This is a genomic window from Jonesia denitrificans DSM 20603, from assembly GCF_000024065.1.
GTDB lineage: Bacteria > Actinomycetota > Actinomycetes > Actinomycetales > Cellulomonadaceae > Jonesia > Jonesia denitrificans.
The window spans coordinates 88144-113574 of record NC_013174.1; the positions used below are offsets into that span (position 1 = coordinate 88144).

23 protein-coding genes are annotated in these 25431 nt (G+C 59.6%); 14 read left to right on the forward strand and 9 right to left on the reverse strand.

The genetic code is table 11. The features are described from left to right. Positions 1-25: 25 nt before the first annotated feature. The gene (locus tag JDEN_RS00400; protein ID WP_012805860.1) at positions 26-1597 is read right to left on the reverse strand and encodes a peptide chain release factor 3; all 1572 of its coding nucleotides are present in this window, start codon (positions 1595-1597) and stop codon (positions 26-28) included. Next, positions 1594-2007, reverse strand: a complete 414-nt coding sequence (locus tag JDEN_RS00405; protein WP_012805861.1) for a MerR family transcriptional regulator — start codon at positions 2005-2007, stop codon at positions 1594-1596. The genes JDEN_RS00400 and JDEN_RS00405 overlap by 4 nt, the downstream gene beginning before the upstream one ends. A 495-nt stretch (positions 2008-2502) precedes the next feature. On the opposite strand from JDEN_RS00405, the gene JDEN_RS00410 reads away from it, so the two are divergent. From JDEN_RS00410 to JDEN_RS00430, 5 genes are all read left to right on the forward strand, one after another. Further along, a complete protein-coding gene (locus tag JDEN_RS00410) occupies positions 2503-3048 on the forward strand; it encodes a hypothetical protein (protein ID WP_041287752.1) in 546 nt (181 codons plus the stop codon). 23 nt (positions 3049-3071) lie between these two features. Further along, entirely contained in the window at positions 3072-4247 is a 1176-nt protein-coding gene (locus JDEN_RS00415) for a biotin/lipoyl-binding protein (RefSeq protein WP_012805863.1), read from the forward strand. After that, positions 4244-4882, forward strand: coding sequence for an ABC transporter ATP-binding protein (locus JDEN_RS00420; RefSeq protein ID WP_012805864.1), 639 nt, complete (start codon positions 4244-4246; stop codon positions 4880-4882). Before JDEN_RS00415 ends, JDEN_RS00420 begins: the two co-directional genes overlap by 4 nt. Continuing rightward, a complete protein-coding gene (locus JDEN_RS00425; protein ID WP_012805865.1) occupies positions 4879-5982 on the forward strand; it encodes an FtsX-like permease family protein in 1104 nt (367 codons plus the stop codon). The genes JDEN_RS00420 and JDEN_RS00425 overlap by 4 nt, the downstream gene beginning before the upstream one ends. 257 nt (positions 5983-6239) lie before the next feature. Then, positions 6240-6725: a hypothetical protein gene (locus JDEN_RS00430; RefSeq protein WP_012805866.1), complete on the forward strand. Its 486-nt coding sequence runs from the start codon at positions 6240-6242 to the stop codon at positions 6723-6725. Between the two features lie 6 nt (positions 6726-6731). Here the strand turns inward: JDEN_RS00430 and JDEN_RS00435 are convergent, their stop codons facing one another. Beyond that, entirely contained in the window at positions 6732-8300 is a 1569-nt protein-coding gene (locus JDEN_RS00435) for an MATE family efflux transporter (protein WP_012805867.1), read from the reverse strand. Positions 8301-8640: 340 nt separating this feature from the next. Here JDEN_RS00435 and JDEN_RS00440 point away from each other — a divergent pair, with 340 nt between their 5' ends. The 5 genes from JDEN_RS00440 (at position 8641) to JDEN_RS00460 (ending at position 13552) form a co-directional block, all read left to right on the forward strand. Beyond that, a complete protein-coding gene (locus tag JDEN_RS00440) occupies positions 8641-9333 on the forward strand; it encodes a uracil-DNA glycosylase (protein ID WP_012805868.1) in 693 nt (230 codons plus the stop codon). 346 nt (positions 9334-9679) lie between these two features. Then, entirely contained in the window at positions 9680-10363 is a 684-nt protein-coding gene (locus JDEN_RS00445) for a YkoF family thiamine/hydroxymethylpyrimidine-binding protein (RefSeq protein WP_012805869.1), read from the forward strand. Next, complete coding sequence (locus JDEN_RS00450) at positions 10360-11058, forward strand: ECF transporter S component (protein ID WP_083775074.1); 699 nt, start codon at positions 10360-10362, stop codon at positions 11056-11058. The genes JDEN_RS00445 and JDEN_RS00450 overlap by 4 nt, the downstream gene beginning before the upstream one ends. Then, positions 11055-12779 (forward strand): ABC transporter ATP-binding protein, encoded by a 1725-nt coding sequence (locus JDEN_RS00455; RefSeq protein ID WP_012805871.1) that lies wholly within the window; start codon positions 11055-11057, stop codon positions 12777-12779. Before JDEN_RS00450 ends, JDEN_RS00455 begins: the two co-directional genes overlap by 4 nt. Then, positions 12776-13552, forward strand: coding sequence for an energy-coupling factor transporter transmembrane component T family protein (locus JDEN_RS00460; protein ID WP_012805872.1), 777 nt, complete (start codon positions 12776-12778; stop codon positions 13550-13552). The genes JDEN_RS00455 and JDEN_RS00460 overlap by 4 nt, the downstream gene beginning before the upstream one ends. Before the next feature lie 7 nt (positions 13553-13559). Here the strand turns inward: JDEN_RS00460 and JDEN_RS00465 are convergent, their stop codons facing one another. The 4 genes from JDEN_RS00465 to JDEN_RS00480 all read right to left on the reverse strand — a co-directional run bounded on the left by JDEN_RS00465 (position 13560) and on the right by JDEN_RS00480 (position 16645). After that, a complete protein-coding gene (locus tag JDEN_RS00465) occupies positions 13560-14768 on the reverse strand; it encodes an MFS transporter (RefSeq protein ID WP_143713203.1) in 1209 nt (402 codons plus the stop codon). 46 nt (positions 14769-14814) lie between these two features. Further along, positions 14815-15540, reverse strand: a complete 726-nt coding sequence (locus JDEN_RS00470) for a 7-cyano-7-deazaguanine synthase (RefSeq protein ID WP_012805874.1) — start codon at positions 15538-15540, stop codon at positions 14815-14817. A gap of 306 nt (positions 15541-15846) precedes the next feature. Continuing rightward, the gene (locus tag JDEN_RS00475; protein ID WP_012805875.1) at positions 15847-16140 is read right to left on the reverse strand and encodes a sulfurtransferase TusA family protein; all 294 of its coding nucleotides are present in this window, start codon (positions 16138-16140) and stop codon (positions 15847-15849) included. A gap of 127 nt (positions 16141-16267) precedes the next feature. Further along, the gene (locus tag JDEN_RS00480; RefSeq protein ID WP_012805876.1) at positions 16268-16645 is read right to left on the reverse strand and encodes a hypothetical protein; all 378 of its coding nucleotides are present in this window, start codon (positions 16643-16645) and stop codon (positions 16268-16270) included. A 391-nt stretch (positions 16646-17036) separates the two neighbouring features. On the opposite strand from JDEN_RS00480, the gene JDEN_RS00485 reads away from it, so the two are divergent. The 3 genes from JDEN_RS00485 (at position 17037) to JDEN_RS00495 (ending at position 22356) form a co-directional block, all read left to right on the forward strand. Further along, entirely contained in the window at positions 17037-18956 is a 1920-nt protein-coding gene (locus tag JDEN_RS00485; RefSeq protein ID WP_105597240.1) for a DUF4914 family protein, read from the forward strand. 158 nt (positions 18957-19114) lie between these two features. After that, on the forward strand, positions 19115-21493 hold the full coding sequence (locus JDEN_RS00490) for an ATP-binding cassette domain-containing protein (RefSeq protein WP_012805878.1): 2379 nt from the start codon (positions 19115-19117) through the stop codon (positions 21491-21493). Between the two features lie 26 nt (positions 21494-21519). Continuing rightward, positions 21520-22356, forward strand: a complete 837-nt coding sequence (locus JDEN_RS00495; protein ID WP_012805879.1) for an SDR family oxidoreductase — start codon at positions 21520-21522, stop codon at positions 22354-22356. A 22-nt stretch (positions 22357-22378) separates the two neighbouring features. Here JDEN_RS00495 and JDEN_RS00500 read toward each other — a convergent pair whose 3' ends face one another. Both JDEN_RS00500 and JDEN_RS00505 read right to left on the reverse strand, forming a co-directional pair. Further along, positions 22379-22627 (reverse strand): hypothetical protein, encoded by a 249-nt coding sequence (locus JDEN_RS00500; RefSeq protein WP_012805880.1) that lies wholly within the window; start codon positions 22625-22627, stop codon positions 22379-22381. Positions 22628-22713: 86 nt separating this feature from the next. Further along, the gene (locus JDEN_RS00505; RefSeq protein ID WP_012805881.1) at positions 22714-23760 is read right to left on the reverse strand and encodes a LacI family DNA-binding transcriptional regulator; all 1047 of its coding nucleotides are present in this window, start codon (positions 23758-23760) and stop codon (positions 22714-22716) included. A 266-nt stretch (positions 23761-24026) separates the two neighbouring features. Here JDEN_RS00505 and JDEN_RS00510 point away from each other — a divergent pair, with 266 nt between their 5' ends. Next, positions 24027-25343, forward strand: a complete 1317-nt coding sequence (locus tag JDEN_RS00510; protein ID WP_012805882.1) for an ABC transporter substrate-binding protein — start codon at positions 24027-24029, stop codon at positions 25341-25343. Positions 25344-25431: the final 88 nt, after the last annotated feature.

Consider the following 25431-nt stretch of genomic DNA (forward strand, 5'->3'; position numbering starts at 1 on the left):
CGCGAGTGGGCCTGCACTGGGCAGCTTACGACTCGCTAAACAGTGTGGGGTGATTGTTTGTCAACGCGTTCAGTCGCCACCGGTCTCGAATCAATGCCACCGCTGAGCCGTCCCGTCGGTGCGTGATTTCCACGCCTAATGCCCCGGCGAGCATGGCGATATCCGATGCGCTGGCTGGTTTTGCAATGGAATAGTCCAGCTGGTCAATGATGATGGGCGCATGGAACTCGTGTTCCATCCGGAAGGCTGCCACCTCAAATTGGAGGGGGCCCACGGCTGCGAGAATCGGTGAGGCATCACCACGGTTCTCGGACACAAGGATTTGGATGACGCCTTCTTGTTCGAGTTGGGCGATCCCTTTGCGGAACTGTTTGGATTTGCTGGGGTCTTTGACTCGCACAGTGGAGAAGTGTTCGGTGTTGAAGTGCGGCATGGGCGGGTAGGAGCCGCCAGGGGAATCTGTTGCGTGAATAGTGTCCCCCACGTGCAGGGATGACGCATTGACCAACCCCACCACGTCACCAGGGAACGCAATGTCCATGGTGGAGCGGTCACGGCCAAACACTGACAGCGCATATTTTGTGGCAAAGGAACGGCCAGTGCGTTCTTGGACTACTGTCATGCCACGGGTGAACTGACCGGAACAGACCCGCACGAATGCCAAGTGGTCGCGGTGTGCCTTGTCCATTCCCGCCTGCATTTTGAAGACGAACCCACTGAAGGGCGCATCGACAGGGCGAGGGGTGCCGTCCGCTAACTCGCGGGGGCCGGGGCACGGTGCGATGGTTTTCACCACGGACAACAGTTCTGCGACACCAATGTTTGTTAGCGCAGCCCCAAACAGAAGCGGCGATGTGGTCAGGGAGTGGAAGGTGTCAGGGTCGTGGGAACCCAACAGGCCTGATGCTTCCATGGCTTCTGTGACCTCGTCGGGGAAACGTTCAAGGGCTTGGTCGAGGGTGACAGTTTCAGACAGCGCAAGTGTTGCACCACCGGGTGCGCGCTCATAAAACGTGACTGACTGATCGCGGAGGTCCAACAGCCCTTTCATCTCGCCGGCTCGACCAACTGGCCAGGTGATCGGGGTTGGTGAAAGGTTGATGCGTTCAGTGAGTTCATCACACAGTTCCAAGGCGTCCTTACCTAAACGGTCCCATTTGTTGATGAAGGTGATGACAGGAACACCGCGGCTGCGGCAGACCTCAAAAAGTTTCAGTGTTTGTGGTTCCAACCCCTTGGACGAATCAATGAGCATGACCGCAGCGTCCACGGCGGTCAACACACGGTAGGTGTCTTCGGAAAAGTCTGCGTGACCAGGGGTGTCAAGCAGATTAATGACCAAACCGTCATACTCGAATTGCAACGCAGCAGACGTAATCGAAATGCCGCGTTTCTTTTCAATGTCCAACCAGTCTGACACCACCCCCGAACGGCTGCCACGCCCGTGGACGGCACCGGCTTCATTGATGACTTTTGCGTGCAACGCGAGAGCCTCGGTGATGGTCGATTTCCCGGCGTCAGGGTGAGAGATCACGGCGATGGAACGCCGACGCACGGTTTCTTCGCGGATGGTGGGGGCTGAAACGTTCGATGTCACGTTGGTGTGTTCGCTGCCTTGTGTTGAGTGGATAACGAGCTGAGTTGGTCGGCGAAACCCTCAGCGATACTGAGTTGGCGTCGAAGTGCACGGCACCGCTCTTCAGCTGCACCCTGGAACATGTCCAGTTGCTCCAATGCTTCACCACGCCTGGCTGGGTCGGTGGCGTCATCGGACAGCGCATCGAGTGACTCGAGGAGCCCACGCATTTCGTCGAGGGAAAAATCGAGCGGCTTCATCGCTTTGACGACACCAAGCCTGGCGATGTCCTCTTCGGTGTACAACCGAAAGCCGCCCTGAGAACGAGCCGACGGAGTAATGAGCCCAACTTCTTCGTAATAGCGGATCGTGCGAAGAGATAACCCTGTGCGCTCAGCGACCTCGCCGATTTGCCGATGATGATGTGCCATGGGTTCCCTTCACTCCAACGCACAAGTCTACCGTTGCGTGAGAATCGTGGGGCGTGACAGCGGTAACTTTCTTGGCTATCGCGACATAGGCAGGTTGTGGGCGCCGATGCGTCCACGGTAGGTGGACTTAAGTCCTATTCAGTGCTATTTTTATTGCTGTCAAAGAAGACATCACATATAAGGGGAAAAATCGGTGAGGAAGCTTCGTCAGGCTTTAGCTGTTTCGTTAGTTTCTGGCTCTTTAGTTGTTATTGGCGTTTCGCCAGCTGCAGCTGACCATTCCGGCAGTAGATACTGTAGCGGCGGTCAACGCCCCACACTTTTTACGCACTCAGCGAGGCAAGTTCAGCACATCCACACAAATGCCAATCGTCCTTCAGAGCGAATCTCTCGTTTCTCTCCCGCTGGTCCCACAAACTTCACCACTTCAGTGTCGTGGAATAGTGACAACTGGTATGTGAGTGGTACTGCAAGCACGGTCCAAACATACTGCTCATGAGTTCAGTTCAGGTCACAACCTTTGCGGGAGCAGTGGTGTGCCTTCTGGCGCTTGCTGGGTGTGCTGGTGAGGAAGCCAGCCCAGCAGCGCAAGAATACGCATCGTTAAATGTCACGCTGTTAGAAGACAACGCCAACGAGGTTGTGGAATGCGTCAAAGAGCGAACAGGCTTTGAAGTCACAGCTGACCCTGATGGAAGTGTTGGCTACACCAACGAAGACGTGCCGGAAAGCCAATACGAGATCGTTGACGCTGCGATCCCCGAATGCTTTGAAGAACTCGGATTCATCACCGACGGGGTCCTGTCAGACGAACAAAAAACCCGCATGTACGCCCTACAAGTCGAAGCCCGCAACTGCTTAGCTGAACAAGGCTACGACACCCCCGAACCACCCTCAGAAGCGGTTTACCTCGACACGTACGGCACACAAGAATACTGGGCCCCCTGGGGCCACATGGGCAATTACCAACTGTCCAGCGAAGAGATGACAACACTCCTCGCAGAGTGCCCAGACCCCGGCGCATTCGCGTCACAGAACTAACAACCAGAAACGACCCAACACCCATGAGCCGCCACACCGCCACCGGGCGCACCACGTGGATCACCCGACGCACAGCAACCCTCGCTGGTGCGATTCTTCTGGCGGGTGTGGCGCTCGGATGGGCACTCAACCACGCCTTCACCTCCCCAGAAGACACCCTGCAAAACACCACCCACGTCACCGTCACCGCGCAAACAGGGGAACGCGGCGAAAGCCTCACCCTGAACACCACCGCACAATGGACCCCCACCCAAGGTGCCCTCAACAAGGCTGCTGGGACACTCACGGCCCTAACAGTCGCCAACGGTGACAAGGTAAAAGCTGGCGATGTGCTCTACCGCGTCGACAACCGGCCCGTCGTCATAGCAGCAGGCAACACACCCGCCTACCGGGACTTACACCCCGGGGACAGCGGCCCAGACGTCAAACAACTCGCCGCCCTGCTCAACACCCTCGGCTACAGCGTCGAACCCACACAACAAACCATTGACTCCCAGTTCACTGCCGCGATCCACCAATGGCACAAAGACCTTGGCGTCCCCCGCTCAGAAACCGTCACCGCAGGTGACGTCCTCTACGTCCCCACCCTGCCCACCCGGGTTGCCTACGCGCCCGACGCCCCAAGCATCGGCGCAGTCCTTACCGGGCAAGACCCACTGATCCTGACCGTGGCAGCAGAACCCGCCTTCCACATCGACCTCACCACAGCCCAAGCGCAACGCATCACAACCGGGAACACCGTCACCATCACCCCACCCACCGGTGACCCCTGGATAGCAGAAATCACCACAATCGAACCCAACACCGACGGCGGGCACACCGCAACCCTCGGGCCACAAAACAGCGACAGTATTTGCGGGAAAAACTGCAATGACCTTGCCGTTGACACACCCACCTACCTGCCCACCGCCCTGGTCATCACCCCACCAGTCAGCGGAACCATCGTCCCCCTCGCGGCGCTGACCTCCGGCACCGACAACACCCTGCACGTCACCACCACAACCAATGACACCATCACCGTGGAACTCCTCGCCGCAGTACGCGGAGAAGCAATAGTCGACGGGCTAGAGGCGGGCACCGACATCCTCGTCCCAACCGGCAGTGACACCGCCGTGATCGGTGCAAACACCAACACAAACGCCACAACAACAGGTGACGATGCCCCCGCTGACGACGGCACTAGCGACGACACCCCATGACCACACTCGAAGCCCACAACATCACCTTCGCCTACCCCGGTGGAAACCCCATTCTCACCACCTGGAGCCACACCTTCACCGCAGGCCAAACCACCGCCATCACCGGACCATCAGGGCGCGGAAAATCCACCGCCCTATACATCCTCGGGCTGCTCCTCACCCCCACCACCGGGCACGTCACCCTCAACGGTCAAACCCTCTCCAACCGGCCAGACCACACCCGATCCTGGCACCGCGCACACCACTTCGGATTCGTCTTCCAAAACGCCGAACTCGACCCCACCCGCACCCTCGCAGACAACATCCTCGAATCCTGCCACTATCGCAATGAAAACCCCGCCACCCGCCACAACCATGCACTCCACCTCATGGAACGCTACGGCGTAGCGCTACCCCCACACCGCCGCCCCGGGCAAATCTCCGGCGGTCAAGCCCAACGCGTCGCACTATGCCGCGCCCTCATCGGCGACCCACTCGTCGTCCTCGCCGACGAACCCACCGGCAACCTCGACGCCCAATCCACAACCGCCGTCATCAACGGACTCAAAGAACACGCCGCCACCGGGCGCATCGTCATCATCTCCACCCACTCACCAGACGTCGTCGCCCAATGCGACACCCACATCGACCTATGACAGCCACCCAACGCCACACACGAGAAGCGCTCGCAGGTGTACGCGCCCAACCAGTGACGTCAGCGCTCCTGATCCTCATCGCAGCAATATCCTGCGCCCTCATCCAACTCACCACCGGCCGCACCGCCGGGGTCGAAGCGGACCTCCTCAACCAGATCGACGAGTCCACATCACGCATGATCGTGGTGCGTGCCCAACCCGATGCCGGGCTCACCATGGGGGTGCTCCCAGCCCTCCAAACAATCCACGAAATCGAGAGCGTGATGGTGCTTGGCCCTGCCACAGACATCCACAACACCGACCGTGGCCCCACATCACCAGTGATCGCCTCGCGCCCCATCCCCGCGCAACTGTGCGCAAGCTACGTGACCTGCCAAACAGGCACAGTCAGCAGTGCGCTTCTTGCTACTAAAGCAGCGCAACACACCCTCGGGGTGAGCCCCGGCATGGGGACGCTCACGGGGACAGATGGCATCACCTACGGGGTTGGTGAAACGATCGCACTGCCCGCGCACCTCGCCGCCCTGGAACCGCTCGCGTTGACGCCAATTCACACCGACGACCTCGCCACACAACCCGCCGCAATGATCATTGTGCTGGTGAAAAACAGCCACGAACTCGCCGCCGTCACCGCAACGCTCACCACCCTCATTGACGTACCCGACCCTACTAAAATCAGCCTCGACACCGGCGCCTCCTACGCCGAGCTGCGCGCCGGAATCTCCGGGCAAGTCGGCACCTACGGGCACGGTCTCCTCGTGATGCTTCTGCTTGGAACGGGGGCAGTGATTGGTGCGATCGTGCTGGGTGTGGTGTTGCTGCGCCGCCGCGAATTTGGTCGCAGGCGCTCTCTCGGTGCCACCCGCACCTGGCTCATCCGGTACGTCATCACGCAAGTAGTTGTGCTGGTCGCGGTGGGAGCGGTGATCGGCACAATTGCTGGGCTCGTTGTCCTCGCTGTGGAAAGCGCGCCGATGCCCGCCCCCAGTTTTGTGCTCGCCGTCCTCACGTTGACGCTCAGCGCCGCCGCAGTGTTTGCGGTGTTACCCGCAGCGTATGCGGCCCGCCGTGACCCCGTCGCTGAGTTGCGCGTCCCGTAATTGGGCACAGGGAGGTTACATGCTGCGGCGCAGCATTGGGCAAGACGGGCCCGTCAGGAAGAGTTCGCGTCTCGTTGCGGGGTCGTGAGTGTTTACGTTGTGTCCATGTGGGTGTTATGTGCCGGTGGGGTGTGGGTCATTACTGGGGGGTAGTTGTGGGGGTGCGTCAACCGCCGCCACGTGTGGACGCTTCGTGTGTAACCACCATGCCACTGTCGGCACACCGTCAGGGTGTGCCGTGGATGAGGAGATGACCGATGTTTGTGGGTTCCCGCCGTGATGTACGCCAGGTTTTGCCTGTGCGGCGTGTGTTTGTTGTTGGTGTTGTTGCGTTGTTGTGTGGCGTCGTGGGGTGTACGCCGGGCGCCCAGTCGGCGGGGTCGTCGGCTGGTGGGACGGTGGCGACGGTGACTCAGGCTGAGGACCCTGATGGGTTGGCTGGGTCGGGTATTGAGGGTGTGTTGGGGTCGTTCCAGGATGGCGATGTTGTGTATTTCTATGTGCTTGATGAGTTGGGTGTCAAGAATGGGCTGATTTTGCCGCATGATTTTGTGGCGAGTGCGGATGGCCGGTCCATGATGCAGGGTGGTTCGGTTGTGGCGAATGTGGGGGAGAGCTATTTCTTCCCTGGTGGGTGGGCGTCTGGTCCGATGGCGTCGCTGTGGAACCCGGTCGAGGATGATTTCAAACCGTGGGTGGTGGGTACTCCAGAACCAGCGTTGGTGGACGTCACTGTGGGGTGAGGGTGGTTAGCAGTGCCGGGTGGCGTGGTCGTTGGTGTGTGCTGCCTGACGCTGGGTGTCATTGTGTGGGTGTGGTTCGGTGGTGTCGGGCGCGATGATGGTGACGGCGGTGTTTCGTTCTGATTGGGACATGCCGAGTACGACGGGGGCGAGTCCACCTTCGGTGCTCATCGCCGGGTCGTGGCTGAGGTCTTCACAGGTGTTGTCACTGGTGGACTGCCGATGCGCGGGCTGGGTGGTCGTGTCTGCTGCGAGCCGTTTTTTGGCAGCTTTCCAGGCGGGGATGAGTAGGACCATGGCTCCGAACCAGGCCATGGGGTTACCCCAGACGAGACCGGTGAATCCGAAGAGTGCCCCAAGGACCAGTGCTGCGGAGACTCGCATGACGAGTTCAACGACTCCGGTCATGGTGGGGATGAAGGTGTAGCCGAGTCCTTGGAGCGCTCCGCGCAGGACGAGGAGGATGCCGAGCATGGCGTAGAGGGATCCGTTGGTGATGAGGAACCAGTGGGCCATGTCGACCACTGTGGTGGCACCTTCACCGACGAAAAGTCGGATGATGGGGACACCTGCGGCGATGAGGACGGTGGCGAGGATGGCGGATCCGGCGATGGAGAGCCAGAGCGCTTGTCGTACTCCTTGACGGATGCGTTCGTGGTGCCCGGCGCCGTAGTTTTGTGCGGTGTAGGTGGACACTCCGATGCCGAGGGAGACGAACAGGGCAACGGCGAGTCCGTCGACGCGGGTGGCTGTCGTGTAGGCGGCGACCGCGTCGGAGCCGAGGGTGTTGAGGCGCACTTGGATGGCGAGGGTGCCGATCGCGATGATGGAGGACTGGAAACCCATGGGCAGGCCCAGGCGCATGTGGTGGGCGAGTTCGGTGCGGGTGACCCGCCAGTCGTCGCGGTGGACGTGGAGTGCGGGCAGTGAACGGCGCAGGTAGATGAGACACAGCAGGACGGAGATGATTTGGGAGATGACGGTCGCCAGTGCTGCGCCGCCGACGCCGTAGCCGAGCCAGGCAACGAACGCGAGGACGAGGACGATGTTGATGCCGCACGCGATGATGAGGAACACCAGGGGTGTTCGGGAGTCGCCGATGGCGCGGATGATCGCGGAGAGCAGGTTGAAGAACATGGTGGCACCGGCGCCGAGGAAGGAGATGACGGCGAAGGTGGTGGCTTCGTCGAGGAGTTCGGCGGGGGTTTGCAGCGCGATGAGCATGGGGCGTGCGATGAGGGGTGCCACGATGGTGAGCAGGAGGGACACCGCGGCGGAGAGGAGAACCCCGGCGGCCACGGAGCGGCGAACGCCGGTGGCATCGCCGGCTCCGAAGGCTTGGGCGGTGGGGATTGCGAACCCGGTGGTCATTCCCCAGGCGAACCCAAGGAGGAGGAAGAGTAGTGAGCCGGTAGCTCCGACAGCGGCGAGGGAGTTCACGCCGAGTGCGTTGCCCACAACCATGGCGTCGATGACGTGGTACAGCTGTTGCACAAAGTTCCCGATGAGTAGGGGAACAGTGAAGAAAAGGATGACGCGCCAGGGGGTTCCAACGGTCAGGGTTTTGTGTGGCATGTCGAGCTCCGGATAGGACAAGCAAGGCGGTGTGGTGGTGCAGGACGATCGTGGACCCGGCCCCCTGGGTCGTTGGTGACCTCCCTTGTCACCGTGACGCCCGCGCTCGGGTGTGGTCAGCATGTGTGGGTGCGCATCCTTGTGGGTGGGGCACCCCCACCACTTACTGAATCGTATCGGTTCGATCGTACGCCCGTCCTGTCCCCCCATGTCCAGTGACTTTCTCAGTGATGTAGCACTCACAGCCAAAAAATGACCAAAGCACGAAAAACACTTGGTGTTGCCTGACGTTACTTGACGGATTTCCGGTGGCCGTATCGGTCAGCGTTAAGGTATGACCATGGCAAAGACCCTCACTGAACTGGCCGAAGATCACCTCATTGCCGCAGACTGGGCACAAGCGTTGGAACCGGTCGCCCCCACGATCGCTGCACTGGGTGAACGGTTGCGTAGTGAAGTCAGCGCCGGGCGTGGGTATCTACCGGCCGGGGACCATGTGTTACGGGCGTTTCAACGCCCACTCAACGATGTGCGGGTCCTCATTGTGGGGCAAGACCCCTACCCCACGCCGGGGCACCCCATTGGGTTGTCGTTCGCCGTTGACAAACGGGTGCGGCCCATTCCACGCAGTTTGGCGAACATGTACCGAGAATTGCACGACGACCTGGGGTTCCCGCCCGCAGAGCACGGCGATCTATCCTCCTGGGCGGATCAGGGAGTCATGCTGCTCAACCGCGTCTTGACCGTGCAACCAGGGAAACCCGCCTCCCACCGCGGGTGGGGGTGGGAGGCAGTCACAGAACATGCCATCACAACGTTGGTCGCCCGCAACCGTCCCCTCGTCGCCGTGCTCTGGGGTCGAGATGCTGCGAACCTGAAACCCCTGCTTGGCTCCACCCCCACCGTCGTGTCACCGCACCCTTCACCGTTGTCCGCTCACCGTGGGTTCTTCGGGTCGCGGCCATTTTCTCAGGTGAATGCACTGTTACAGGAGATGGGGGCAGAACCAGTGAACTGGCAGGTGGCGCCATAATCAGTGGGGCGGGTCACCTGTGGGGTGGTCAGGTCAACGGTGACCGCCGTTGCCTGATTGACCCCGTAATCCCAGGTGTAGTCCATCTCACCGGTCAGGCGGATCTTGCCACACGTGGGGTGGGCGCACTACTGTCGTGACCAGCACGGGAGTCCAGTGAGCTGGGCTGAGAGGGAGTAATCAAACTTCGACCGTAGAACCTGATCTGGGTCATTCCAGCGAAGGAAGCGAATTGAGATGTGCGTGTGAGCGCACACCCAAGCTGCCCGCCGCACCCGCATTTGCGGGTCGGTTGCCGTGGTGGGTGGGGAACTCCTTTCCGTGCGATGACAGGGAAAGGAAGATAATGACGATCACGCACTCAGAAACTGACGTGTTCACACAGGACCCACTCCGGTTTGGGGTGGGGGCCCGTGTCACGATTTCCGTGATGACGGACAACTACGTTGAGGTGATCCTCAACGCCCTCGATGCGGTTGACCCTGGTGGACTGTCCCTGGCTACTGGGGATGTATCCACGTGGGTGGGAGGGCATGAACATGATGTCCTGGCGTATCTGACTGCAGTCACACGGGAGATTGCTGCCACTGGGCATCACGCATCGGTCAGCATCCACTTGTCGCGCGGGTGCCCTGGTGAGGTGGCGTGTGCGCTGCCTGGTGGGGCTGGTCCGCGTGTTGTGACCGCGCCTCAAGGGGAAGTCACCGGGTTGTGGGCGGCTGCCGAGTGGGCGTTGTACCCGCTTGGTACAACGACGAGCACGGCCACAGATGATGCTGGGCGCGCGGTGGAGCCTGAGCACATGACTGCGATTTATGCGGCCATTGAATCGACCCGTGCCGCTGGACTGTACCGGGGGTCGGAACACTACGTCACGCGTCTTGAAGGTGACCTCGGGCTGATACTTGGGCACGTCACAGCGGCGTGGGTGGCGGTGGGTGCAAGTGTCCAACACGTGACCAGTCACCTGACGTTGTCCCTCAACAGCCCCAGCCACGCATCGGCCACTTCCTTGGGAGACCACTCATGAGCGCACACACGGCGAACCAAAATAACTCCTCCGATCCTGCGACCGCACCGACATCAGCTGACTCTGTAGCGGCTGCATCCGTGCCTGCCCCTGCGTCACCGGCTGCATCTGCTCGCCGGGCACGCCCCATTTTTCAGATGCGTGACATCGTTCTCATGGTGACCCTCGCCGTGGTTTTTGGGTTCCTGTACTGGGTTCTGGTTCAGGCGTGGAATGTGTTAACCATCGCGATGGGACCTGCCGGTGACTTGTCCCAACACCTGTTGTTCGGTGGGTGGTTGATTGTTGCCCCTATTGCGTTGGCTATTATCCGTCGCCCTGGGGTGGGGATCATCGCGGAGATGGTGGCTGCAGCGATTGAAGTCTTTTTCTTGGGGTCACCTATTGGCCCGACCTTGTTGATTGCGGCGTTCTTGCAAGGGTTTGGCAGTGAAGCTGCGTTCGCGATAACCCGCTACCGCCGGTTTACGTGGGGTGTGTATGCGGTGTCTGGGTTGTTGGGTGCGGCGATTGTGTTCTTCTATTCGGCGTTTCGCTCTGGGTGGTTTGGGCAGGATATTTTCTGGTTGCGCTTCGCTATTCAGTGCGGGTCTGGGGTCATCCTTGGTGGGTTGTTGGCCAAGGTGATTGTTGATGCTCTTGTGCGCACCGGGGTGCTGAACAATTACGCCATTGTGCGTGAGGCAGCGGTATGACCTCGCTTGACGATGCGCGTGTTGGCTCCCAGCACCACACGACGGGGGTTGTTCACCTACAAGATGTGAGGGTGACGTTCCCTGGTGGGGGAACCACCGGCCCGGTGTCGTTCACGGTTGAACCGGGGGAGAGGGTCCTCATCATGGGGCCATCTGGTGGGGGAAAGTCCACTGTTGTGCACCGTGTGATCGGGGCGATTCCGCACGCTATTCACGCAACAGCCCACGGGCACGTGTGTGTGGCGGGTCGTGACATGGCCGATCAGGAGCCGAGCGATATTGCGGGCATTGCAGCTGTTGTGGGGCAGGACCCGTGGGCAAGCGTGTGTTTCACGCGTGTAGAAGACGACATCGCGTTCCCGCTGGAAAACGCAGCCGTCCCACCCCAGCAGATTGGTGAGCGGGTGCGCGCCGCCGCCGCTCTTGCTGGGGTGGGTCACCTCCTTGGTCGTGCGACCAGTCAACTGTCTGGCGGGGAGTTGCAGCGGGTGGCGTTGGCTGTGGCACTTGTGTCAACGCCGCAGGTGATTGTGTTGGATGAACCAACGTCGATGCTTGACCATCACGGTATCGCTGATGTCACCAGGGCGATCGACCATGTCCAGGAGCACACGGGTGCGGCGGTCATCATGGTGGAGCACCGGGTCGATGACATTGCTACAACGTCCGGGAGTGGGGCGTTGCCAGACCGGTGGATTGTGCTTGATGAGCACGGTGCTATCCAATGGGATGGGAAGGCGGGGGACATTGGCGCACCAACCGCTGCGATGCTCCTTGCCCAGGGGTGTTGGCTGCCCACTGATGTGGAATTGTTGGCGCTCTTTGGCTATCACGGTGGGATCAGTAACCCGGCTGTTCAACGTGGCATTCGTGCTGCCGCGGAGGTGACCGTCACCCCTGTGGTGGGTGTCGCCCCTGACCAGCCTCGCACCGCTCTCCTGGCTGAGAACCTTAGTGTGGCACCGCCACCGCGACACCGGTCAACACCACGCACACCTGTGCTTGCTGACATCAACCTTGCTTTCTCCACGGGGGAACTCACTGCCATTGTTGGCACCAATGGCACCGGGAAAACCACACTGTTGCGCACGCTCGCGGGAGTGGAGACCCCGGTGTCGGGGGTGGTGCGTGGGCCACGCGGCGGGTTGGTGTGCCAGAACCCGGAACACCAGTTCATGGCACATTCAGTGCGGGCAGAAGTGGGGTACCAGCAGCCCGTGGGCTGCGAGGCGCGGGTCGAGGAGTTGTTGGCGCAGTTCGAGTTAACCGATGTGGCTGACCGGTCCCCGTTTTCGTTGTCAGGCGGGCAAAAACGGCGGTTGTCACTCGCGGCGATGCTGGCCCACGATCACCCGTTTTTGTGTGCGGATGAACCCACGTTTGGGTTGGATCGGCGCGGTGTGAGCACGGTGTTGGGGTCGTTGCGTGACCATGCGGCGTCCGGGCACGGGGTGGTGTGGTCGTGCCATGACATGAGGGCGGTAGCAGTGTTCGCTGACCGGGTTGTGGCTGTAACCAAAGGACGTGTTCTCAGTGACCTGACCCCGTGGGAGTTCTTCTCCGATGCGGCGCTTGTTGCCGTGGCTGGCCTTGCTGTTCCACCGTTGGTGGGGTGGGCTGCCAGTGCGGCTGGGTGCGCTGAGGAGTTCCGGCACCTGCTGGGAACGGTCGATGCGCTGGCGCGCACCCGGGCACACGACAGCGTGGAGGTGGCGGTGTGACTGCTCTTCAAGGCGCATCGTCTGTGTGGTTACAGGAACGGAACCCGACGGTGAAAGTCGTTGTGGTGACCCTGCTCTCCCTTGTTGTCATGTTCCTGACCGACCCGGTCACAGTGAGCGTGGTCCTCGCTGTGACACTGGGGGTCGTCACCTGGGGAGGTGGCGTGCCGATGCGCACACTCGCCATCGTGCTGCTGCCGTTTGTTGGGTTCGGTGTGGGAGTGTTCATCGTCAACGCCGTGACCCGACCAGGGGAGGTCATCCTCACCTGTGGAACACTCACCGCAACCCGTGAAGGGGTACACATGGGGGTGGCACTGGCGTTGCGTACCCTCATCATTGGTGCGCTGACCGTGGCATTCCTTGCCTCCACCCCACCACGAGACCTGATGGTGTCACTGCAACAACACGCACGACTGTCACCACGCTTCGCAGCGGCACTGATGGCAGGGCACCGAATCCTTGACTCCATGCCCCACCACTGGTCCACGATCCGTGCTGCTCACGCTGTGCGGGCACCGCGCAACCGGGCCGGGAAACCGCGATTCACCATCACAGACTTCGGTCGGTGCGCATTCGCACTGCTGGTCACCTCAATCAGGTCCTCAGAACGAGTCGCCCTCGCCCTGGAGGTACGCGGACTGACAACCGGGAAACGCACCGTGTGGAAACCTGTCGCCCTCACCCGCACCGACGTGGCATTCGCGATCACCACACTCCTGGGGTGCGCGGTCATCATCATTGTGGGAACAACCGTGTCCCACTTGCTCTAACCGCCCACTACCCCACAGGAGCAGCGGTGTCAGACGTGGGCGCATCGGGAAGAGGATCAAACCGTTGCGCCCACGACACCAGCCCCGCAGTTACGGCGAACACCGCCATGACAACACCACTGACCGCCAACACAACACGGCCATCAGCAACCGAACCCACTACGCCAAACACCGCGTAACCTACGGGCACAAACCCGAAACTCACCGCATAGTCCAGCGATGACACCTTCCCAATATTGTCGCTATCCACCCGGGTTTGCAGCGCCGACCCCCACGCCACCCCGGACACTTCCAACCCAACCCCGGCAATAAACGAGGCCACTAACCACACCGGCACCACATCGGTCAGCGCCACCGCAACAAGCGGTACACAACTCAACCCCACCCACACAACACTTCCCGTCACCAAATGGCGGGACATCTGCCACCGGGTGGCCCCCACACTGCCCGCAATGTACCCAGCCGCCAGACACGCAGCCATCCACGACCACACCCGATCCCCACTGATCTGGGCCACCACAACAGGCTGCACAACTCCACCAGCGCCACCTTGCAACGCCAAATACACGGCCCAAAAACCGATCATCACCGTAAACCACCTGGTGTGCCGGGCAAAACCCACAGCTTCCGCAAGGTCCCCACGAATACTGCGCACCGGTCGGGCCTGTTCCGTCACCGGAAGCATCGCGATGAACAACGCCCCCACGCCTGCACACACCGCACTGACCGCCACACCGCTTGCCGCACCCCACTGGGCAGCGAACAGCCCCGCCACCACAGGACCAGCTAACATGCCCCCATTACGCCACGTTCGCACCAACGCGTTCGCACGGAAGTTGTTCTCCTTAGCCACAATGGCCGGCAACAACGAATACAGCGACGGGGCACCAAACGCAGAAATCAGCCCGGCAACCAACGCCAAAACATGAATGTAACCGGTCAACCCCGTCACCGGGATCACCGCAGCGATCAGCAACGACACAACCGCTGTGCCCAGCAACGTGGCGACCGCAACTGTTTTCTTGCGCCACCGGTCAGCAGCAACCCCACCCACCAACGCCACCACAACAGTCGGTAACGTTCGTGCCGCGAGGATCAAGCCCAAACCTAAAAAGTCACTTGTCTTGCCCGCAACGAGCGCCACCGACACGGTAAACACCGCCGTGCTCAATGCCTGAAACCCCTGCGAGGCAGCAAGAAACCACACAGGCCTCATGCTTGTTGACGCAACCTGTGTGGTTTCTTGTTTCACTTCACGCCTTTCACAACTGGGCAGAACCTGCGAACCGGTTCTCGAGGTGTTCTTGTGGGTCGTGGAGGTAGGCCACGGGGTCCTGTTCGCCGATCACTGCGAAAGCACCACTCCGGTTGATGCAGGGCGCGCACTGACCGCAGTGTGTGCTCCCGCCAGCTGCACAACTCCATGTGCGGCCAAAGGGAACACCCAAGGTGATCCCTTTGTTGATCACATCGAACTTGCGAGTGTCAAGGTAGGGCGTGTGGAACTCCACAGCAAAATCTTGACCTTCACATTCTCTGGTCACATCACTGAGTTTGTCGAAGTACTCACGGTGGTTGTCGGTGAAATGTGAGTCGTCTGCGTGCACTGCATAGAACACCGAAGAAATGTCATTTTTGACTGCCCATGACGCAGTGAGGAGTAGCGCAATCGCGGACCCAAAGGGTTGCACGTCCTCACTTTTACTCACTGGACCGGCCTCGGATGAACGCATCATTGCCATCCGCAAGAACTGTGGTTGTGGAAGGTGGTAGAACTCCTTCAGCGGTCCAGAGAAGTCGAAGAAGTGGTGTTCGACCTCAAGTTCAGCTGCGATTGCAGTAGCTGCGTCACGTTCATTCTGCGCCTCGGCTTCACCGAAGTTGTACGTGAGAGCGACCACTTCGTGTCCCTGCGCGAGCAGGTCATACAGCAAGGTGACTGAATCGGGTCCACCGGACAAAAGTAATGCGACTTTGTTTTTTGACATGACAGGAGAATAAGTGTGATTGAACTAACGCGGCAATACGTAGGAGGGTGAATTACCCATCTATTCACCCTCTTGTGCGTAGATGCAAGAAAAGGCCTCACCTTGCAGCACCTGTGATGTGGCCAGGGAGAGAGGCGGTTGTGACCTGATGTGGAATGCGAATCGCCCACAGAGTGGTCGTCTGTGGTTGGCACCAGTGCGCTTCGTGAGCGTCAATATGGGGGTCACCCGACTCAGACGATAGCGCACATCACCGTGGACCTCTACTTCGACTGGGAAAGGAGGGCCAGAATTCAGCTCATTGCCTCAGGCATCCTCGCTGGAAGGGCGCGCCCACGGGCGACCAGTGGCGGTGCGTACTGAGTCAGGTGTGACCTCAAGAGTGTGGCGCATAATGTTGCCCTCATGAGAGACGCCCACATATGCATGATGAGTCATGTGACACCACGCAGGAAGGTCATAGACAGATGTGGGATCATCCGACACAACAACAAGACGCCCGCCCACCGGTAACTCGGCAAGGCGGGCACGAATCTTCACGAGCATCGTCACGCACCGGGCGCCCGTGGTATCAAACTCAACAGGACAATCCGCACCCATGCCCACCATCCTAGGCGAACACCACACCACACACTGGGGGCAACCGCACCACTATCAGAGCCCATACGGTTGGCGCGCGAGACGACAAGAAACCCCCATCAGCGAGGGAACAAGTCCCCTGACAACGTCAGTCCCGATCAACCCGATCCCGAGCGCTCACACCCGGAAACAATCCAGCCTCCGCCATTTGCGCCCCCACCCAGTTGTGGGCAGCAAGGAACATCGCGCCAGCGGGAAGCAGTGCGCCAACAAATGGAAGGCCAGTCGACAAATAAAAATAGACCGCAAGCACACCCACAATGAACATGTGCCCAGGCCAGTGCTGAGCTAACACGACAGCAGCCGCGAACACGGGAACCCAGATATAGTTCGCGGCGCTCGCAGACGGCAACCCGTGCTGGTAAACGGTGATCGCGATCGCCAAGATGATGCTCGATGCGGCCGCTAGCGCGGCGTGCGTGAACCAGTGGGGGAGAGGTTCTGGGGTGCCGGTGTGTGTGTCCATGACCCAAGCGTAAACCCAATAGTTTTTATTCGCCACCCCTTCGCGTGAAGACGTTGCAAGTAAAGGGCAAACGAGGTCTTTGAAGATATTGTTAAAACAATTTCCGATGCGCCCGGTGTGTGGCGTCGGATCAGGGGTCGGCGGCGTGTCGGAACCATTCCATGCGCAGGTGTAATTTTACCAAAGCCATAACATTCTTTGGAGTATAATTTAAACCCAAGCGGTCGGTAGCGGTGAAAAACTCAGTACAAAGGTCCCACCCGGTAAAGGGGTCACCAACACTAGCCTCGATGTAAAGGCACACGTCTGCACACGCATCGTCACGATGTAGGGGGCGGGCAGCGTGCTTCCCCACTAGGGGCCGAACGCATCCCGCGGACGGTCAAGTGCCATGCAAGAGGAGGATCTCGTGGAACTTCTGCTGTCAAAGGTGGACCTGCCACCAGCCGTCGAGGCGGCACTCAAAGCAGCTCCCAGCATCACCGTTCCCCGCACCCGCGCGGAACTGTACGAACTCTCTCTCGGACCAGACGGCGCCGACACCTTCGACGTGACATACCAAGTCCCCGATAACGGCGTGGTCACTGAGGCAACAGTTGTTCGTTGCAAAAACGGTATCGCCGTAAACTACCCCGAAGACTACATTCGCCGCCGTGACCCCAACTGCATGCGGATCGCTGACGACCGCCCCACCGACAAGCCGCGGTTCAAAGACGTCCACGGCTACGACTTCGCCAGCGTCAAACAAGAAACCCTTGACTGGCTTGCCACCCAAGACCTCATCGTTGTTCCCTTCAAAGCAGGTGGCCTCACCTACGGTTCGCTGTCCCTAGCGATCGTGCCTGCGAACACCGCATTCTTTGCGACCGCACTCGTTGACCTCCAAGGCTGGGTCAGCATCGAAGACGTTGAACCCTTCAGCCCCCGCTCCATCATGTATGCGGCACCACCCTTCCGTCACACCCACTTTGACGGCAAACAAATCGTCGTCCACGACCGCACCGAAACGCTCCACGAAATCTTTGCCTACAACCTCTACCCAGGGCCGTCAGCAAAGAAAGGTGTCTTCTCTGCGCTCCTCGACATCGGTGAACAAGAAGGCTGGCTGACCGCACACGCATCATCCGTCCGGGTCACCACCCCCTACGACAACGAAACCGTCATCATGCACGAAGGTGCATCTGGTGGTGGAAAATCAGAAATGTGCCAAGACATCCGCCGCCAACCTGACGGACGTATCCTCCTGGGCACCAACGTGGTCAGCAATGAGCCCTACTTCATCAACCTTGGTGAATCCTCACAGCTCGCACCCGTCACCGACGACATGACTTTGTGCCACATCTCCCTGCAAACAGGTAACGGCAAACTCACCGTTGCTGACGCAGAAGACGGCTGGTTCGTCCGCGTGGACAACATGAAAACCTACGGAGAAGACCCCAACTTTGAGCGGGCGGTCATCCACCCCGACGAACCACTGGTGTTCTTCAATATCTCCGGTCTACCAGGTGCCACCTGCCTTCCGTGGGAACACGAACCAGACTCCAACGGCAAACCATGCCCAAACCCGCGCGTGGTCATCCCCCGCCGAATGATCCACGACGTCGTGTCCGAACCCACCGAAATTGACGTCCGTACCTTCGGTGCGCGTATGCCCGCGTGCACCCGCGACAACCCCACCTACGGGATCATGGGGATGATGCACATCGTCCCACCAGCACTAGCCTGGCTGTGGCGTCTCATTGCACCACGCGGAGACAAAAACCCCTCCATTGGTGAGTCAGCAGAACAAACAGACAAGCTCGCCCACGGTGGCCTCGTCTCCGAAGGTGTCGGTTCCTACTGGCCGTTCTCCACTGGTACCAAAGTTGCCGCAGCGAACCTGCTCCTCAAGCAACTCATGGACGCCGACCGCACCCGCTACGTGCTGACCCCCAACCAGCACATCGGTGCCTACAAAGTGGGGTTCACCGCGGAATGGCTTACCCGTGAATACCTGGCACGTCGCGGCGGCGGAAAGATCCGTCAAGAACAACTCACACCAGCCCGGTGTGCACTGTTCGGGTACGCCCTCAAAGAAGTCAAGATCGACGGACAACTGATCCGTCCCACCTTCCTCCAACCTGAAAACCAATCACAAGTTGGGTTCGAAGCGTACGACGCTGGAGCGAAAATCCTCACCGACTTCTTCAAAGCAGAACTCGCGCAATTCCTCACCGATGACCTTGACCCACTGGGCCGCGCCATCATCGAGGTGTGCATGAAGGACGGAAGCCTTGAGGACTACGAAGCGTTGACCTCGACCTACCTGTAACACCTCATGCACGTGGGGGGACGCACGCGCGTCCCCCACCTTGCCTGGACACAACGGGCGCTCAGGTCTCTCCAGGACCTGGGCGCCCGTTGTGTGCCCACCGACCACATGAATGCAACGGATGCACCCAATGGCACGTGTCAGTGCGGCACGCAACAATGGGGATCATGACAGCTCCCTCCACCAGCACGACTCACCCCGCTGACAGTCACGACATGATCCGCGTGCGCGGGGCCCGGGAAAATAACCTCAACGATGTCAGTGTGGACATCCCCAAACGCCGCCTGACCGTGCTGACAGGCGTATCCGGGTCAGGAAAATCTTCTCTCGTGTTCGGCACAATCGCCGCCGAATCACAGCGCCTCATCAACGAAACCTACTCAGCGTTCATCCAGGGGTTCATGCCGAACCTGTCCCGACCAGACGTGGACCACCTTGATGGGCTCACCACCGCGATCCTCGTCGACCAAGAACGGCTCGTCGCGAACTCTCGCTCTACTGTGGGCACAGTCACTGACGCCCACGCACTGTTGCGTACCTTGTTCTCACGTATCGCTGAACCTCACATTGGCTCATCCCAGGCATACTCCTTCAATGTGCCATCCGTGGAAGCATCCGGCGCTGTCACCGTCCACCGGGGGAACAAAGTCCGCGAAAAACAAACATACTCCGTCGTGGGTGGCATGTGCCCCCGGTGTGAGGGGATCGGAAAAGTCAACGATATTGACCTCGCTCAGGTGTTCGACGCCTCCAAGTCACTGGCACAAGGCGCGATCACTGTCCCCGGGTATACACCTGATGGGTGGTATGTGCGACTGTTCAGCGAATCTGGTTTTCTCGACCCCAACAAACCTATTGAGAAGTACACCAAGCGCGAACTGCATGATTTCCTCTACAAAGAACCCACGAAGGTGCCAGTTGGGGGCGCCAACATGACGTACGAAGGGCTCATTCCCAAAATCCAAAAATCGATGCTGTCCAAAGACCCCGACGCCATGCAACCTCACATCCGCGCCTTCGTTGAACGCGCTGTCACGTTCACCCAATGCCCTGACTGTGAGGGCACACGGTTGGCACAACCTGCTCGTGAATCGCGGATCGCTGGGAAGAACATTGCTGATGTCTGCGCACTGCAAATCACTGACCTGAGGGAATGGCTCAACCAGATTGATGATGCGGGGGTTGCTCCGCTCGTGACTACACTGGCAGCCACCCTGGATTCCTTTGTCACTATTGGTTTGGGGTACCTGTCGCTTGACCGGCCTTCAGGGACGCTGTCAGGTGGGGAAGCTCAACGCACCAAAATGGTGCGTCACCTCGGCTCAGCGCTCACCGATGTGACGTACGTGTTTGACGAACCAAGCACTGGGCTCCACCCCCATGACATAAGCCGTATGAATGACTTGCTTCTTCAGCTACGCGACAAAGGCAACACCGTTCTTGTTGTTGAGCATAAACCCGAAGTCATCATGATTGCTGACCACATCATTGACCTTGGACCAGGTGCAGGAAGCCGCGGAGGGACCATCACCTACCAGGGGGATGTGGCGGGGCTCCAGGCCAGTGACACTGTCACTGGCCACCACCTGGGGGACCGGGTGCAGGTGAAACCCACAGTCCGCGAACCCAGCGGGGTGCTGGAGGTGCGGGGCGCATCGGCACACAACGTCAACAACGTCGATGTGGACATCCCTTTGGGGGTCCTGGTTGCTGTGACTGGGGTGGCTGGGTCGGGGAAGTCGTCACTGATCCACAGTTCGGTTGTCCCACGGGAGGGCGTTGTTGCTGTGGATCAATCCCCGATTCGCGGGTCACGGCGTTCCAACCCGGCCACCTACACCGGGTTACTGGACCCGATTCGCAAAGCGTTCGCCAAGGAAAACGGTGTAAAGCCCGCGTTATTCTCTGCGAATTCGCAAGGAGCGTGCCCAGTGTGCCAAGGAGCAGGGGTAACCTTCACCGATTTAGGTGTGATGGCATCTGTGGCCACGACCTGCGTGGAATGTGAGGGCCGCCGCTTCCGCTCGGATGTCCTGGAGTACACCCTGGCAGGTTGTTCCATTGCCGATGTGCTCGCTCTACCCGCTGAGGAAGCGTCCCGTTTCTTCACTGACGATGCGCCCAATCCAGCAGCAGCGCGGATCCTGCGCCGGCTGGTCGATGTTGGGTTAGGGTACATCACGCTAGGGCAGCCATTGACCACCTTGTCCGGTGGGGAACGGCAACGCCTGAAACTTGCCACCCACATGGGTGGACAAGGAGATGTGTATATCCTCGACGAACCCACCACCGGGCTTCACCTCGCAGACGTCCACCATCTGCTGACACTGCTAGACCGACTCGTTGATTCGGGGAAATCGGTGATTGTCATCGAACATCACCAAGCGGTGATGGCACACGCTGACTGGATCATCGATATGGGGCCAGGTGCAGGACACGACGGCGGACAAGTTGTCTTCCAAGGAACGCCTGCAACCCTTGTGGCACAAGCCTCGACCGTGACTGGTCAACACCTCGCCGAGTATGTTGGACAGTAACAGATTCACCTGCGAAAGGATTCACCATGTCCGTTGTTGTCACCGGAGCGACCGGGCACCTTGGCCGTCTTGTTCTTGACTCCTTGCTTGACCACGGAATCGTGCCCAGCGACATCACTGCGCTTGGACGGCGCACAGACACCCTTGAGTCATACGCGACCGCTGGTGTCCGGGTTGCCACAGCTGACTACGACGATCCAGCTACTTTTGACGGTGTGTTCGACGGTGCTGACGCCGTCTTACTCATCTCTAGTTCAGCCATAGGGCAGCGAGTCGGCCACCACAGCACAGTGCTCAACGCCGCGAAAGCGCAAGGGGCGGGTCGTATCGTGTACACAAGTGCTTTTCCCGGTCTTGTGGTCTCCCCTGAGCACGAAGCAACCGAAACGATCATCAAAGAACAAGGACTGCCGTTCACGATTCTGCGTAACGCGTGGTACATCGAGAATTACAGTGGTTTGGTTGAGCAAGCACGCACGAGCGGAGGCATCATCGGGGCGGCAGGGGACGGACGCGTGGCAGGAGCAACCCGCGCCGACTTGGCTCAGGCCGCAGCAACCGTGTTGACAACCTCTGGACACGAAGGTGCCACCTATGGGCTCACCGGCGACACCGCATTCACGTACTCGGAGTTGGCGCAGGTCATTGGTGACCTGGTTGGACGGGAAGTCACCTACACGGACATGCCGACAGATGATTACGCGAAAGCGTTAGAGAGTATGGGGCTGGACTCGGGGACCGCAGGTTTCCTTGCCGCCGCAGACCAGAACATCCGCGATGGGCTCATGGCCGAGGTCACCTCAGACTTGAGCGATCTCCTTGGACGGCCCACCCAGTCACTGAAGCAGGGGTTGAGCGCCTAGCGGGCGGTTGGTTCGCTCAAGATCACTGTTTTTCAGGGTCGTTCACGGGACGTTCAATAACGTATGTTGACCCATCAGGTGCAGTGATTCGGACCAACTGGGTGCGCAAGTCAGTTTCACGTTGGCGTTCAGCATCTGTGTCAGGTCGGCTAGGTTTCGTGGGGTCACTGACCTGGGCTGGGCCAAAGATGGGAAGTAAACCTTCAGTGAATCGTAGGCCGCGTGATTTTCGTGGTTGTTGATGTCCTGTTGTGCGGCCTAACCGGGCCATATTTGCTGCTCCTTGTGTGGTCGATTTGTTGTGGTGAGTCTATCTGCCACAACAATGATGTGAGCAGAGTTTTTGTTCCGGCGGTATTACGGCCGCGGCGGGGCAGTTGAACCTCGCACGATCAGTTCGGTGGGAATTGTTGTGCGGTGATCAGTGAGTGGTTGACCGCTCCGAATCTGCTGGAAGAGCACGTCCATGAGGGTGGTGCCTACCGCACTAAAATCTTGGCGCACAGTAGTGAGAGGCGGCCACAAGTAGGACGCTAGCGGGATGTCATCGAATCCAATAATGGACACATCCTCAGGGACGCGCAGCCCTCGTTCGTGGGCGGCTCGCATCAACCCGGCAGCCATTTCATCATTCCCGCACAAGACTGCTGTCACTGACGGATCAGCCAAGAGGCGCGTCCCCACCGCGTGACCGGATGCGGCAGACCAGTCGCCACGCACCACATCGGGAATCATGCGGTCATGTGCAGTTAACGTGTCACGCCACGCCTGAATACGGACCCCTGCCGGGGAAGAATCAACTGGCCCAGCCAGGTGGTGGACGGTGGTGTGCCCCAAGCCAAGGAGGTGACGAACCGCGTGTGCGATGCCCGCCCACTGATCAGTGCTGACCGCAGGGTGGTGGCCAATGAACCGTGAGTCCGACACCACAATAGGGAGCCGTCTGGGTAGTTGCAGGGTGTCAGGAGTTGCTGTTTCTGCGCGAATAATGACAAGACCGTCAATGGATTGGTGGGTGAGCCGCTGCACTGCAACGCTCATGTCATCAGATGACGGGGACTCCACATCGATCAGGTTGACGGTGAACCCGTTCTTTCGGGCTGCTTCAACGAGCGCATCAATGGTGTGAAACTCACCTGTACGCGATAGGTGATGCGCGATCACGCCGATTGAGCCAAAGCGGCCGTATCGTAAAGCTCGGGCTGCGTGATTGGGAGAATAGCCCAACTGTTCCATGGCGGAAAGGACGCGTTCTCGTGTTTCTGGGCGAACACGTTCTGCCCCAGTTGAGACGCGTGACACAGTCTGTGAAGATACCCCTGCAAGCCGCGCCACATCGCCAATGGAGGGGCCAAGCCGTTTCCGGCTGCCACGGGGTGAGTTTGGCTGGGCGACGCTGTCCATAGGGACAGGATAACCATGTTCACGTACACATGGTGAAACGGCACGACGTATCCCCTGGTTTTCTCGCGAATGCTCTCACCGAAACCGTTGACGATGTTTGCGTAAACATGCTACCTTCGCTGAAGATGTTGACGTAAACATCGCCCAGCTTGTCACACAGACGTGGCAAGACGCACTGTGCTGAACACTCAACGAAGAGAACCAGCAGGGACACCCTGCATAAGCCAGAGCCCGATGCGGGTGCTGGGTTAGGAAGGAGGCCACTCGTGGCCACACGCAACACACGATTCGCCGTTGGCGCTCTCGCAGGAACGCTCGCCCTCACACTCACAGCATGCGGAGGAAGTGACAGCGACAACGCCCCCACACAAGCCCCCACGAACGCATCCGGTGAACTCTCCGGAGAACTTACCGTATGGGCATGGGACCAAACCATCACCGACGTCGCCGAGGCCTTCACTGCTGAACACCCTGACGTCACCGTCGACGTCGTCAACGTCGGAACCGGAAATGACCAGTACGTTGCCCTCCAAAACGCTGTCGCAGCAGAATCCGGCGGACCCGACCTGGCGCAAATCGAATACTACGCAGTCCCACAATTCTCCATCGGACAAGCACTCGCCGACATCGGCCCCATGGGGGCAGATGAACTCGACGGAACATTCACCACAGGCCCATGGTCTGCCGTCGCACAAGGCGACAACGTGTGGGGGCTCCCCCTCGACTCCGGTCCTATGGCCATGTTCTACAACAAGGAAGTCTTCGACGCGAACAACGTCGACGTCCCCACCACATGGGACGAATTCCTTGACGCCGCACGAACGCTGAAAGAACAAGGCATCTACATTGTTAACGACACTGGAGATGCAGGCTTCACCACCTCCATGATCTGGCAGGCCGGTGGGCGCCCCTACCAAGTCAACGACACCACAGTGTCCGTGGACTTCGCCGATGAAGGGACAGCCAAATTCGCCGAACTGTGGCAAACCATGATCGACGAAGAACTCGTCGCCCCCATAAGCTCGTGGAGCGACGAATGGTACCAAGCCCTCGGGGACGGGAGTGTCGCATCGCTCGTCATCGGCGCCTGGATGCCCGGCAACCTCGAAACCGGTGTCCCGGCAGGAGCAGGTAAATGGGCAGTCGCTGACATGCCACAATGGTCAGACTCAGAATTCACCACCTCAGAAAACGGTGGAAGCTCCATGGCCGTCATGAAAGGCAGTGACAACCAAGCGCTGGCCTACGAGTTCCTCGAATTCACCGCAGCAGGCGAGGGAATCGACATCCGAGTCGACGGTGGCGCCTTCCCCGCAACAGTTGACACCCTCAACGAACCAGGATTCCTCGACCGAGAATTCGAGTACTTTGGCGGACAAAAAGTCAACGAAGTACTCGCCAAATCAGCAGAGGGAGTCGCCGAAGGCTGGCAGTACCTTCCCTTCCAGGTTTACGCCAACTCCGTATTTAACGACTTCAGCGCGAACGCCTACAACGGCAGCACCCCACTAGCGGACGCATTGACCCAATGGGGTGACGCATCGGCAACCTACGGTGGCCAACAAGGGTTCACCATCGAATAGTCGCTATGACCCGCGCACACCGGGGTGGGGTGCGCACACGTGGTGCCCACAAGATGGGGGATCTTCTGGGCACCACGTTCACCGTCAC